At 72.6% G+C, this 12,359-nt stretch carries 14 protein-coding genes; 4 read left to right on the top strand and 10 right to left on the bottom strand.

From position 1 onward, the window contains the following. Window positions 1–21: 21 nt before the first annotated feature. The 8 genes from FF36_RS11150 to FF36_RS11115 all read right to left on the bottom strand — a co-directional run bounded on the left by FF36_RS11150 (window position 22) and on the right by FF36_RS11115 (window position 6,852). The gene (locus FF36_RS11150; protein ID WP_044884958.1) at window positions 22–747 is read right to left on the bottom strand and encodes a Phenylacetic acid catabolic protein; all 726 of its coding nucleotides are present in this window, start codon (window positions 745–747) and stop codon (window positions 22–24) included. Window positions 748–966: 219 nt separating this feature from the next. Further along, on the bottom strand, window positions 967–2,127 hold the full coding sequence (locus FF36_RS11145) for an acyl-CoA dehydrogenase family protein (RefSeq protein WP_044884957.1): 1,161 nt from the start codon (window positions 2,125–2,127) through the stop codon (window positions 967–969). 112 nt (window positions 2,128–2,239) lie between these two features. Then, window positions 2,240–3,388: a TIGR03857 family LLM class F420-dependent oxidoreductase gene (locus FF36_RS11140; protein WP_052681049.1), complete on the bottom strand. Its 1,149-nt coding sequence runs from the start codon at window positions 3,386–3,388 to the stop codon at window positions 2,240–2,242. Further along, window positions 3,385–3,675, bottom strand: coding sequence for a hypothetical protein (locus tag FF36_RS11135; protein ID WP_044884956.1), 291 nt, complete (start codon window positions 3,673–3,675; stop codon window positions 3,385–3,387). The genes FF36_RS11140 and FF36_RS11135 overlap by 4 nt, the downstream gene beginning before the upstream one ends. A gap of 129 nt (window positions 3,676–3,804) precedes the next feature. Beyond that, window positions 3,805–5,187 (bottom strand): phenylacetate--CoA ligase family protein, encoded by a 1,383-nt coding sequence (locus FF36_RS11130; RefSeq protein WP_044884955.1) that lies wholly within the window; start codon window positions 5,185–5,187, stop codon window positions 3,805–3,807. After that, a complete protein-coding gene (locus FF36_RS11125) occupies window positions 5,172–5,966 on the bottom strand; it encodes an enoyl-CoA hydratase/isomerase family protein (protein ID WP_044884954.1) in 795 nt (264 codons plus the stop codon). The genes FF36_RS11130 and FF36_RS11125 overlap by 16 nt, the downstream gene beginning before the upstream one ends. Then, the gene (locus tag FF36_RS11120) at window positions 5,966–6,463 is read right to left on the bottom strand and encodes a MaoC family dehydratase (protein WP_052681048.1); all 498 of its coding nucleotides are present in this window, start codon (window positions 6,461–6,463) and stop codon (window positions 5,966–5,968) included. Before FF36_RS11120 ends, FF36_RS11125 begins: the two co-directional genes overlap by 1 nt. Next, entirely contained in the window at window positions 6,460–6,852 is a 393-nt protein-coding gene (locus tag FF36_RS11115) for an FAS1-like dehydratase domain-containing protein (RefSeq protein ID WP_044884953.1), read from the bottom strand. Before FF36_RS11115 ends, FF36_RS11120 begins: the two co-directional genes overlap by 4 nt. 293 nt (window positions 6,853–7,145) lie before the next feature. On the opposite strand from FF36_RS11115, the gene FF36_RS11110 reads away from it, so the two are divergent. Beyond that, the gene (locus FF36_RS11110; protein WP_110431434.1) at window positions 7,146–7,997 is read left to right on the top strand and encodes an SDR family NAD(P)-dependent oxidoreductase; all 852 of its coding nucleotides are present in this window, start codon (window positions 7,146–7,148) and stop codon (window positions 7,995–7,997) included. Window positions 7,998–8,166: 169 nt separating this feature from the next. Here FF36_RS11110 and FF36_RS11105 read toward each other — a convergent pair whose 3' ends face one another. Beyond that, window positions 8,167–9,366 (bottom strand): RNA-guided endonuclease InsQ/TnpB family protein, encoded by a 1,200-nt coding sequence (locus FF36_RS11105; RefSeq protein WP_044884952.1) that lies wholly within the window; start codon window positions 9,364–9,366, stop codon window positions 8,167–8,169. Then, window positions 9,363–9,785, bottom strand: a complete 423-nt coding sequence (gene tnpA / locus FF36_RS11100; protein WP_044884951.1) for an IS200/IS605 family transposase — start codon at window positions 9,783–9,785, stop codon at window positions 9,363–9,365. The genes FF36_RS11105 and tnpA overlap by 4 nt, the downstream gene beginning before the upstream one ends. Window positions 9,786–9,880: 95 nt before the next feature. Here tnpA and FF36_RS11095 point away from each other — a divergent pair, with 95 nt between their 5' ends. The 3 genes from FF36_RS11095 to FF36_RS11085 all read left to right on the top strand — a co-directional run bounded on the left by FF36_RS11095 (window position 9,881) and on the right by FF36_RS11085 (window position 12,339). After that, on the top strand, window positions 9,881–10,642 hold the full coding sequence (locus FF36_RS11095) for a 3-hydroxyacyl-CoA dehydrogenase (protein WP_044884950.1): 762 nt from the start codon (window positions 9,881–9,883) through the stop codon (window positions 10,640–10,642). Between the two features lie 268 nt (window positions 10,643–10,910). Further along, window positions 10,911–11,465: a MaoC family dehydratase gene (locus FF36_RS11090; protein ID WP_044884949.1), complete on the top strand. Its 555-nt coding sequence runs from the start codon at window positions 10,911–10,913 to the stop codon at window positions 11,463–11,465. Next, window positions 11,455–12,339 (top strand): HpcH/HpaI aldolase/citrate lyase family protein, encoded by an 885-nt coding sequence (locus FF36_RS11085; RefSeq protein ID WP_242422432.1) that lies wholly within the window; start codon window positions 11,455–11,457, stop codon window positions 12,337–12,339. The genes FF36_RS11090 and FF36_RS11085 overlap by 11 nt, the downstream gene beginning before the upstream one ends. The last annotated feature ends 20 nt before the right edge of the window (window positions 12,340–12,359 follow it).

Here is a 12,359-nt window from a genome sequence, read left to right as displayed (position 1 = left end):
GCCTGCCTCATGCCCGCGCCATCAGAGGAAACGGCGGTTCGCCGTGTCCGCGGGAACGGTGATGCCGAGTTCCTCCAGCAGTGGACGGGTGTCGGCGATGTACTGCTGGCGGAGCTGGGCGTTGTTGAGCTTGCGCAGGCCCCAGCGGACGTAGGCGTCGCTGAACTCCGAGTCCGACCGGCCGAACATGTCCAGCGCGGCCGGCCACCAGATCTTTATCTTCTCGTTGGCCTCCGCCAGCCCGGCCGGATCGGCGCACACGCGACGCAGGTTCGACATGCCGAACGTCGCGTGGAACACCTCGTCCTTGTGCAGGCGTTCCGCCACGTTCAACAGGGGCTCGTAGGGCACGTCCTCCCACGTCTCCCCGATGTAGCAGCCCACCCGGTCGCCCAGGGCGTTGAAGTACGCCATGTCGCAGAACGTGTCGATGGGCAGGTGGAACAGGTACTGCTTGATCGGCTGCTCGATCCTGCCGACGCCCAGGCCCGCCAGGATCCGCGCCGTGATGACGCCGTGCTCGACCTCCTGCTGCATGAGCTTCGCGAAGGTCGTCTTCAGTCGCTCCTCGGGAGCGAGCGTCATGCAGCGTTCCCACAGGTGGTTCAGCAGCTCGGTGTAGTACCGGTTCGTCGAGTTCTCCAGGTGGTGCACGAGCATGCGCACCAGCAGGTCGGAGAACTCGCTCGGGATGTCGGTGTCGTTCTCCCGGTACACCCGACGCTCGCCCACCATCGCATCTGCCATGACCTCATCGTAGGAAGGTCCACCATTATTGTCAACTCATGAGTCGAATGAAATCGGCATTGCTTGTCGGAGGGATAAATCGGATACGGAGGTCTTCGGGTAGGCGGCCAAGGGGCCTGGCCGGTCGGGCAGCCGGGCCGGTCGGGCAGCCGGGCCGGTCGGGCAGCCGGGTCGGGCTGGCGGGCGGGTCGGGCTGGCGGGCGGGAGCAGGCTGGTCGTTCAGGGGGCGGTGGGGTCGTCGAGTCGCAGCGCGCGGCCGACGACCTCCTTCATGATCTCGCTGCTGCCGCCGAAGATCCGGGTGATGCGCACGTCGCGGTACATCCGGGCGATCGGGTACTCCTCCATCCAGCCGTAGCCGCCGTGGAGCTGGACCCCGGCGTCGACCGCGTCGAACTCCAGCTCCGTGGCGAGCAGCTTGGCCGCGGCGGCGTCCTGCGGGGTGAGCGTGCCGGCGATCCTGGCCTGGACGCAGCCGTCCACGAGGGCCTGGACGGCGAGCGTGCGGGCATGCAGGGCCGCCAGGACGAACCGGGTGTTCTGGAAGCTGCCGATCGTGGTGCCGAACGCCGTGCGGCTGCGGACGTACTGCCTGGTCAGCTCCTGGGCCCGGCGGGCGCTGGCGACGCTGCCGACGGCGATGGACAGCCGCTCGGCCGCCAGGTTGCGCATCAGGTAGTGCAGCCCGCGGTGCTCCTCGCCGAGCAGGTTGGCCGCCGGCACCCGGGCGTCGTTGAAGAACAGCTCGGCGGTGTCCTGCGCGCGCAGGCCGACCTTGTCGAGCTTGCGTCCCCGCTCGAAGCCGGGGGTGGCGCGCTCCACCGCGAGCAGGCTGAGCGAGCCCCGCCCGGCCCCCGGGTCGGTCTTGACCGCCACGACCACGAGGTCGGCGAGCAGGCCGTTGCTGATGAAGGTCTTGGCGCCGTTGACGACGAAGTGGTCGCCATCGCGGATGGCGGTCGTGCGGATGCCGCGCAGGTCGCTGCCGGCGCCGGGCTCGCTCATCGCGATGGCGGTGACGGTCTCGCCGGAGCAGTAGCCGGGCAGCCAGCGCGCCTTCTGCGCGTCGGTGGTCAGGCCCACCAGGTAGGGGGCGAGCAGCTCGTTGTGCAGCGACAGTCCGAGTCCGGTGATGCCGCCGAACGCCAGCTCCTCGGTGACGATCACGTCGAAGCGGGGGTCGCTCAGCCCGGCGCCGCCGTACTGCTCGGGCACCGTGAGCCCGAGCAGGCCCATCTCACCGGCCCGACGCCAGGCGGAGCGGTCGACGACGCCGGCCCGCTCCCACTCCTCGTGATGCGGCTGGCATTCCTTGGTGACGAAGGTCCGCACGAGCTCGCGGAACTCCTCGTGTTCGGCCTCGAAAAGCGTGCGTTGCATGACGGCGACTCCTGGCTGTGCTCGGCGGGGCCTGGTTGCTTGTCGCGGGCCTGGTTGCTCGTCCCGGGAGTGGTTGCCTGTGGCGGGCTGGTGGTTCCTTGCGGAGGGCTGGTCAGCCGGCGGCTGCGCCGCCCGCGGCGGCGAAGGCGGGTGCGGCGTCCGGACGGGAGCGCAGGGCACCCCAGGCGGCGGCCATGGCGGCGGCCTCGGCGGGGGAGGCGCCGTGCACCAGCACCTCGTCGGCGCCGGCCGCGCGGTAGGCCGCCGCCCGCCGCGCGCACGCGGCACTGGACCCGATCGCCGCGCCGGTGTCGAACCATTCCGCGGGGATCAGCTCGGCGGAGTCGACCAGCCGGTCGCGGGTGACGGCGGTGTCCGCGATGCCGCGTCCGGTCAGGGTGGGATGGGCGCGCAGCCGGTCGAGCACCGCCGGATCCCAACCGTTGCGTTCGACCAGCAGCTCCCCGAGGCCGCGGACCTGGAAGTAGCTGACCGCCCGCGCCCGCACCGCGAGGTCAGCCCGGTCGGGCGGCAGGTCGGGCGCGGCGACGAAGGTGGTGATGACCCGGACCGACGCGGGGTCGCGTCCGGCCCGCTCCGCGGCGCCGCGCACCGCCGCCACCGAGGCGGCCACCGCGTCGACCGTGAGGAACGGGTGCAGGATGACCCCGTCGAACGCCCGCCCGGCGAGGTCGAGCCCGCGTGGGCCGATGGTGCCGAGGACGACCGGCGGCGCGCCGTCCGGGGGCAGGTCGGAGAAGCGCATCCCGCGGAACGACCCCGCCGTGCCCTCCTCCCGGATCGCCTCGCCTGTCCACAGCCGCCGCAGCACGCCCACCAGGTGCTCCAGCCCGCGCAGCGTCGGCGGCGGGACGCCGAGCGACGGCGCCAGCGCCCCCAGCCCTCGGCCGAGCCCGAGGACGAACCGGCCGCCGCTCAGCGTGTGCGCGGTCGCCGCCAGCGCGGCGATGGTGAGGGGATGCCGGGTGCCCTGATGGATCACTGCGGTCCCGACGCGGCAGCGGTCGGTCGTCGCGGCGAGCGCCCCGCAGACCACCCCGGCCTCCTTGAGGTCGAGCCGCTCGCTGACGTAGACCGCGCCGAAGCCGGCCCGCTCGGCGTCGCGCGCCTCCCGCAGGGCCCGGGCGGGATCGCTCGCCCGCCCCGGTAACACGTAGACGCTGAGGTCGTCGTGCACGCTGAGGTCGTCGTGCACGCTGAGGTCGTCGTGCACGCCGTTGTTGTGGTCTGCGGATGTCATGAGGGGATTCCCCCGCCTTCGGTCGCATCGGTCGATGGGGAGGCGGACTGAGGGGCCGACAGCTCACCGGGGGCCTGTGGCTCGTGGGGGGCCTGAAGCTCGTCGGGAAACAGGGCGTCGGTGTGACCGACGTAGCCCAGCGCGAGGAACAGGTACATCTGGGCCGTCTCCAGCGCCCGCTCGATCGCCGGCGACAGGGCTGCCTCCCGCTCCCGGGCCAGGTCGGCGTGTACCGCGAGCAGGCGGGCGCGCTGCCGCTCGACGTCGGCGCCCAGGCCCGACCCCAACCCCGACCCCAACCCCGACCCCAACCCCGGCCCCGGCCCCGTGCCTGGTCCCGGTGGCGGGAGTGGGTCGAGATCCGTGCGAGTCCGCGTTCCCTGTGCCACGCCGCCCTGTGCCACGCCGGCCATAGTTCAGCGCCCTTCCCGGGTGGTGGCGGCTCGTGCGCCCGGCTCGCGGGCGTCGAAGATCCGTCTGGTCTTCAGCTCGTAGCGCGGCAGCGTCCCGGCGTGGACGACCTCGGTCTCCAGCCGGACCCCGAGGTGGTCGCGCAGGTGGGCCGACAGCCGCGTGGCCAGGTCGGCCAGCGCGCCGACCCCCGTCGCGGCCTCGGCCCGGACCAGCATCCGGTCCATGCCGTCGCGGCGGGACAGGTGCAGCTCGTAGTGGTGCGTCAGCCCCGGGACCTCGCTGATCAGGTTCTCCACCGCGGTCGGGTACACGTTGACCCCGCGGATTGTGATCATGAAGTCGGACCGGCCGAGCACGACCCCGGGGAAGTGCTTCCACGTCCACCCGCAGCCGTGGTCGGGACGGGCGTCGATGCGGACGAGGTCGTGCGTCCGGTACTTGATGAACGGCTGCACAAGATGGGTGTAGCTGGTGATGACGTGCTCGCCGACCTCACCGGCGTCGGTGACCGGCTCGCCCGAGGCGGGGTCCACCGAGTACGAGTGGCAGACGTCCTCGATCGCGTGTACCCCGCCGGCCCACACGTCGCACGACTGGCCGATGAACAGCGCCTCCCCGATGCCGTAGGCGTCGTGGATCCGCTCGGCGCCCCAGGCCTCGGCGAGCCGTTCACGGATGCGCGGCACCGACAGCCCCGCCTCGCCGCCGCCGGCCAGGATGCGCACCCCGGCGCGGCGCAGGTCCAGCCCCGCCCGCTCGGCGATCTCGGCCAGGTGTAGCAGGTAGGTGGGGGTGCCGCAGACGATGGCGGGGCGGCGTTCGAGGATGTGGCGGACCCGCTGCTCCCCGGTGGCACCGCCGCCGGAGACGATGGTCAGGCCGAGGTTGCGCGCCCCCCAGTAGTACGTCCACAGTCCGACCCACATGCCGAAGTCGAAGCAGAAGTAGATCGAGTCGCGCGGCCGGGCGCCCTGGCTCCACAGGCCGTAGCAGAGCTGGGTGCCCGCCTTGTGCATCTCGAACTGGCTGAACGCCTCGTGCAGGAACCGGCCGGTGGTGCCCGTCGTGTGGAAGTACTGCTGCCAGTGCTCCGGGCCGAGCGCCAGACCGCCGAACCCCGACTCCGAACTCTCCTGGTCGCGGACGTAGTCGGGCTTGTCGGTGAACGGCAGCCGGTGATGGTAGTCGTCCCAGGTGCGGATGTCGGCGGGCTTCACCCCCGCCGCGTCGTAGATCCGCCGGTGCAGCGGGGAGTGGTCGTAGGCCCAGCCGACCAGGTGGCGGATCCGGGCGAGGTGCAGCGCGTCGAGCCGTTCCCGATCGGCGGTCTGCGTCGCCCGGTTCCAGAACCGCTGGTCGACGGCCTGGCCTAACGCCCCTGCCATTGCGCGGTCCGCTTCTCGATGAACGCGGCGGCGCCCTCGCGGTGGTCCTCGGTGGTCTTGAGCACGCTCTGGCCGAGCCGTTCCAGCCGGCGGCCGGTCTCACCGTCGACGTCCGCACAGGTGTTGAGCACGAGCTTGGCCATGCCGAGGGCGAGCGGCGCCATCGCGGCGAGCCGGTCGGCCATGGCCCGGGCGGCGTCAAGCGCCGTGCCGGCCGGGACGACCTCGGTGACCAGGCCGAGCTGCAACGCGGCGGCGGGACGCAGGGTGCCGCCGAGCATGACCAGCTCCTTGGCCCGGCCCCGGCCCACGTAGGTGACGAGCCGCGAACAGCCCCCGGACCCGGGGATGAGGCCGACCTTCGCCTCCGGCATGACGAACCGGGCGTTGTCGCCGGCCACCCGGAAGTCGCAGGACAGTGCCAGCTCGAACCCACCGCCCGCGGCCACCCCGTCGACGGCGGCGATCACCGGGATCTCCATCGCCTCGATCGTGTCGAAGACGTCGTGGATGCGCCGGGCGTGCGCGCGGAACCCGCGGGTGCCGAGCGCCGTGAGGTCGCCCATGCCGCCGACGTCCTCGCCGGCGGAGAACGCGCGCCCACCCGCGCCGGTGATGATCAGGACGCGCACCCCCGGATCGAGCGCGGTGTCCTCGACGGCGTCGCGCAGCTCCTGGCGCATCGCCGCGTTCCAGGAGTTCATCCGGTCCGGCCGGTTCAGCGTGAGCACCCGCACGCCGCGGGGCTCGTCGTCCAGGATGATGTACTCGTGCCCCATCAGCGCGTCCCCGCGGCCTCGGGCGCCGTCGCCGGCTGCCCTGTCTCTGGGTTCACCGTCTCTGGGTTCACCGTCTCTGGGTTCACCGTCTCCAGGCGGACCGTCGCCGCCACCGTGCCGTCGGCCTTGCGCACCTCGACGCCGTCGGCGGTGGGCACCACCGTCAGCTCGTCGCCGGGGAAGACCGGCGCGGACAGCCGGGCTTTCGCGGACCGCAGGGCCTGGGGGCCGAGCTGCTCGACCACGGCGTCCAGCGCCAGCGTCACGGTGAGCGGGCCGTGCGCGATCACCGACGGCAGGCCGGAGGCGCGGGCGAACTCGTCGTCGACGTGGACGGGATTGAAGTCGCCCACCGCGCCGGCGTAGCGGGCGATCTGCACGCGGGTCACGGGGCCGCGCGTGCGCTCGCCGAGGGTCACGTTCTCGCCGAGGGTCACGTTCTCGCCGGGGGGCACATTCTCGCCGGGGGTGAGAGTCGCGCTGTCATCCTGGGTCACTTGCTGCTCCCACGCTCGATGAAGGTGACGGTCTGGCGCTGCACGAGGTCGCCGGCCGCGTCGGTGAACTCGGCGGCGAGCAGGCCGAACTGGTTGGCGCCCTTGCGGAAGACGTCCTCCACGGTGACCCGCACGTGCACCCGCTCGCCGGGGGCGAAGGGCCGGCGCCAGTCGTAGTCGATGCCGGCGAGCAGCGCGCGGGACAGGTCGAGGTCGAGGCCGTCGACCGCGGTCGACTCGCCGCCGACCGCCGCGCCGAAGTAGGGCACGAGGGTGGCCGTCGCCGTCCCCGCGGGGCTGCCGACGGCCCGGGCCAGTGCGGCGAGCACATCGGGGGAGACCGTGAGGTCGTCCTCCACCAGGGTTCTGCCCTTGGCGCTTTCGTCCATCTCGACCTCCGTCGGGACTGTCCGCGGCCCGTGGGCGCGGCGAGGGTACGTGGCTGGTCCGCGGGCCGCGGGCCGCGGTGGTCAGGGGGAGCCGCCCGCCGGTGAGGCGGTTCGCGGGGGATTTTTGAGCCGTGGCGCGGGTCACGTCGGGACTGAGCCGACCGTCCCCCATCGCGGGGCTCGCAGTCAAGAGTTTATTTGACCGACGCGATGGTTGACTAAAATGCCGTGGTGATCCTACGGTCGGGTCGGCACCGCGCTCGGAAGCGGTTCCGGCACAGGAGGGATCGGCGATGAGCGAGGGCTCGGCGATGAGCATCGTGCGGGAGTCGGGCCGGCGGTCGTCGGGCGGTGCCGTGGCGGCGGACGCGCCCGCCGGGCGAAGCCCGTTCGACCTGACTGGCCACGTCAGCGTGGTGACCGGCGGCAACGGCGGGATCGGCCTGGGCATCGCGGGCGGGCTCGCCGCGGCCGGCGCCCACGTCTGCGTCTGGGGGACCAACGCGGCCAAGAACGCCGCCGCCGTCGAGCGCATCGGCGCGGCGGGCGGGCTGGCCACCGGCCATCGCTGCGACGTCGGCGACGAGGACCAGGTGGTCGCGACGATGGCCGAGGTCGCCGCGACCTTCGGCCGGCTCGACTCCTGCTTCGTCAACGCCGGTGTCGCGTCCCAGTTCCACCCGCTGCTGGAGACGTCGCTCGCCGAGTTCCGCGAGGTGACACGGGTCGACCTCGACGGGGCGTTCGTGACCCTGCGGGAGGCGGCCCGGGCGATGGTGCGCTTCGGCAACGGGGGGAGCCTCGTCGCCACGTCCAGCCTCGCGGTCCTGCAGGGGCAGGCCCGCGCCTACTCCTACGGCGCCAGCAAGGCCGGGCTGACCGCGATGATCCGGGCGGCCGCGGTGGAGCTGGCACGCCACGACATCCGGGCGAACGCCATCCTGCCCGGCTGGACGGACTCGCCCATGACCCACCAGGGGCTGCACGACGAACGGTTCACCGAGCGGGTGCTGCCGCGCATGCCCGTGCGCCGCTGGGGCCGCCCGGAGGACTTCGCCGGCATCGCCGTCTACCTGGCCTCGCCCGCGTCCGTCTTCCACACCGGCGACAGCATCCTGCTCGACGGCGGCTACGCCGCCTTCTGACCGCGACCCCGCGAACCGACCGCGACCCCGCGAACCGACCGCGACCCTGCAGGCCGACCGCGATTCCGCAAGCCGACCGCGGCCCGAACCGACCGCCTACCCACGAACTGACCCGACCTGCGAAGGAGATCGAGGCGTGACTCCTCTGACGCCTGAAGGGGTCAGCTTCTCAGGAAGCTGTCGCTACCTGAAGGGCAAGCCCTGCCCTGAGGATGTTGACCGCCGCGTTCTCGCCGGCGTGCGCGGAGTGGCCGCACTGCACGCACAGGAACGTGGCCTGCGTCGGCCGGTTCTCCTTCGCGACGTGCCCACACTCGGCACATCGCTGGGAGGTGTGACGGGCGTTCACCTCGACAACCGTCCGTCCGGCGCTTTCAGCCTTGGCGCGCAGCACGTCGAGGAACACCCCCCACCCGGCGTCGTGGATCGACTTGTTCAGTCCGGACTTGGCGGCCTGCCCGTTGGGCAGGAACTGGCCCGGCCGGTCAGGGTCGGGCTTGGGCTGCGCCCGGCGGACCATGCCCTTGATGTTCAGCTTCTCGACGGCGATCAGGTCGTGATCGCGGACGAGTTCGAGCGCGGTCTTATGCGCGAGGTCGGCCCGCTGCCGGGCGACCGCCCGGTGCTGGCGGGCAACACGGGCCACGGCCTTGCGGCGCCGCCTCGAGCCGCGTTTCTTCCGGGACAGGTCTCGCTGCGCGGCGGCGAGTCGGTCAGCGGACCGCTGGAGGAAGCGCGGGTTGCCGAAATGCCGGCCGTCGGCCGTGGTCGCCAGCGACGCGACACCCATGTCGATGCCGACGACAGCACCGGTCGGTTCGAGCGGGACGGCGGGCACGTCGTCGCAGGACAGCGCGAGGTACCAGCGGTTACCCTCGCGTGTGACGGACAGGGTCTTGACCGTGCCGAGTACGGGCCGGTGCTGGTGGACCTTGACGTGTCCGATGCCCTGGAGGCGGATGAACGTCTGGCTCGGGTGCTCGGGCTGCGAGTCCCAGCGGCAGCCGTCGCCGTCGACGGGCCATGTGACCGTGTCGAAGTGTCCGGCGCCTTGGAAACGCGGGTAGCCGGGCGTCTCGCCCGCCTTGACTCGGCGGAAGAACGCGGCGAACGCGAGGTTCAGCCGGCGCAGCGTGGCCTGCTGCGAGGAGAACGACCATCGGGCATGGTCCGTGTCGTACGCCCGAATGTCCTTCAACTGGGCCGACTGGTCGCCGTAGCGGACTGTTGTTCGGGACGGGTGCCGGTAGGCGTCGCGCCGTTCTTGGAGCGCGGCGTTGTACAGCGCACGGTGGTCGCCGAGCATCGCGTTCAACGAGGCGACCTGCCGCCCGCTCGGGCGCAGCAGGAACTTGTACGTCCGTCTCACCGGGCCACGCCCTTGCGCCACGGCCGCTCGTCCTGCGTGTCGATGTACCGCCGCACCGTCTCGGCCGACACCGCGCCGACGGTGGCGACGAAGTACGACCGGGACCAGAGCGTCGGCAGCCGGGAGCGTAGGTGCGCAAACTCGTCGCGTAGCGCGTGGGACGTGAAGCCCTTGAGCTGGTTGGCGATGTACGACGGGGAGTGCTTCGGATGAGCTTTCACGAACAGGTGTACATGGTCGGGCTCGATCTCCAGCGCGACAACCGTCCAGTCATGCTCGGCGCACTTCTCGCGCAGCAGGATGTCAAGCCGGTCGCGGACCGGGCCGGTCAGGACGGGCCGGCGGTATTTGGGGCACCAGACGACGTGGTAGCCGAGGTCGTAGACCCCGCCCGCGCCTGTCGTCACCTGCCGCCCCATACAACTGGTTATACCAGCGCGACCGGTATAACCATCGCGGTCCGTACCGGATTCCCCTGTCGCCTGAAGGCGACAGTCCCCTCTGGAGGTAACTGATGGACATCTCAGGCAGCATCGCTCTGGTGACCGGCGGCGCGTCCGGACTCGGCCTCGCCACGGCGCGGCGCCTGCTGGCGGCCGGGGCGAGGGTCGTGCTGCTCGACCTGCCCAGCTCGGCCGGGGACGCCGTGGCCAAGGAGCTCGGTGACGACGCCCGGTTCGTCGCGGCGGACGTCACCCAGCCCGAGGAGGTCGGTGCCGCCCTCGACGCCGCCGTCGCCCTCGGCCCGCTGCGGGTCGTGGTCAACTGCGCCGGCACCGGCAACGCGATCCGGGTGCTGGGGCGGGGCGGCGTGTTCCCGCTCGAGGCCTTCGCGAAGGTGATCCACGTCAACCTCATCGGGACGTTCAACGTCATCCGGCTCGCCGCCGAGCGGATCGCCACGGTCGAGCCGGTCGACGGCGACCGCGGCGTCATCGTCAACACCGCCTCCGTCGCCGCGTTCGAGGGGCAGATCGGGCAGGCCGCCTACTCGGCGTCCAAGGGTGGCGTCGCCGCCATGACGCTGCCCATCGCTCGGGACCTCGCCGACCGGGCGATCCGGGTGGTCACCATCGCGCCGGGCCTGTTCGAGACACCGATGCTCGGCGGGCTGTCCGAGCAGGCCCGGGAGTCGCTGGGGCGGCAGGTTCCGCATCCGAGCCGGCTGGGCAACCCGGACGAGTACGCGGCCCTGGTCGAGCACATCGTGGCCAACCCGATGCTCAACGGCGAGGTGATCCGCCTCGACGGCGCGATCCGCATGGCGCCCCGCTGACCAGGCCAGGCGGCTAGGATTCGCCCTGACGGGCAGGTGAACGGGCGTTCGGTCAGCTCGCCGGCGATCCGTCTTCCACGGGGAATTCGGGCGCCGGCCGGGAGGGTGCGGCGCTCCGGTGGGCAGGGCGCCCGGCCGTCGTCGTTGTCGACGAGGTGAAGCCGCGAGCGCTCGCCCTGGGCCAGAGGAGAGTTTTCATGCGCGCTTCGGTCTTCCGGGCCGGCAGGCCGCACGTCGGCCGGCCGCTCGCCACGACGGGTGCCTGCTGATGGCGGCCGCGGTGGAGGGTCGGCTCGTGGACGGCCGGCCCGTCATCGAGCAGCGCGGGCTGTACTACGACGAGCTGGCCGAGGGGGTCGTGTACCGGCACCGCCCGGGCCGCACGGTGGGCGAGGCCGACAACACCCTCTTCACGACCCTGACGATGAACATGCAGGCCCTGCACCTCGACGAGGCCTGGAGCGCGACGCAGCCGTTCGGGCAGCGGCTGGTCAACAGCCTGTTCACGTTGTCGACCCTGGTGGGGTTGTCGGTGGCACAACTGACGCAGGGCACGACGGTGGCGAACCTCGGCTTCGGCGCGGTGCGCTTCCCCGCGCCGGTGTTCGTGGGGGACACCCTCTACGCGGAGACGGTCGTGCGCAGCCGGCGCCTGTCGAGCAGCCGGCCGGACACGGGCGTCGTCGAGTTCGAGCACACCGCGCGCAACCAGGAGGGCGTCGTGGTCGCCACGGCGACCCGCTCGGCGCTGATGCTCCTGCGCCCGGCGGCAACGGACTCGGGCGCGGCCGAGCGGGACGGGGTGCGCTCGGATGTCGGCTGAGGCCACGGGCACGGCTGGGCTCGCGGGCACGGCTGGGCTCGCGGACACGGCTGGGCTCGCGGGCACGACCCTGCTGTTCTGTCCCGCCGACCGCCCGGACCGCTTCGCCCGGGCGGCGGACGCCGCGGACCTCGTCATCCTCGACCTGGAGGACGGCGTGGCACCCCCGGCGCGGCCCGCGGCCCGGGAGGCGCTGGTGGCGGCCCTGCCCGGCCTCGACCCGGCCCGCACCGTCGTGCGGGTCAGCCCGGTCGGCACCCCGGACTTCGCCGCGGACCTCGCGGCGCTGGACGGAACGGGCGTGCGCCTGGTCATGCTGGCGAAGGCGGAGTCGGCGGCGCAGGTCGAGCAGCTCGCCGGCTTCACGGTCATCGCGCTGTGCGAGACGGCCCGCGGGGTGCTCGCGGCGCCAGAGCTGGCCGCGGCGGCGAACGTCGTCGGCCTGATGTGGGGCGCGGAGGACCTCGTCGCCGGGCTGGGCGGCCGGTCGAGCCGGTTCGACGACGGGCGCTACCGCGACGTCGCCCGGTACGCCCGCGCGGCCGTCCTGCTCGCCGCCGGCGCCCACGGCCGCCAGGCGATCGACGCCGTCTACCTGGACATCGCCGACCTGGACGGGATGGCCGCCGAGGCGCGGGACGCCGCGGCCAGCGGCTTTGGTCTCAAGGCCTGCATCCACCCGACGCAGGTCCCGGTGGTCCGGGCGGCGTTCGCGCCGTCGGCGGACGAGGTGGCCTGGGCGCGCCGCGTACTGGCGGCGGCGCATGAGGCGGGCGTCGGCGTGTTCGCCTTCGAGGGCCGGATGGTCGACGCGCCGGTCCTGCGCCATGCCGAGCACCTGCTGCGCGCCGCAGAGAGCGTCCCGGGGCGGTAGACGGGCAGGTCCGCTGCCGC

It is taken from the genome of Frankia torreyi (assembly GCF_000948395.1).
Lineage (GTDB): Bacteria > Actinomycetota > Actinomycetes > Frankiales > Frankiaceae > Frankia > Frankia torreyi.
The sequence above is the reverse complement of the archived record's forward strand: the minus strand, read 5'-3'. Positions and strand labels throughout refer to the sequence as shown.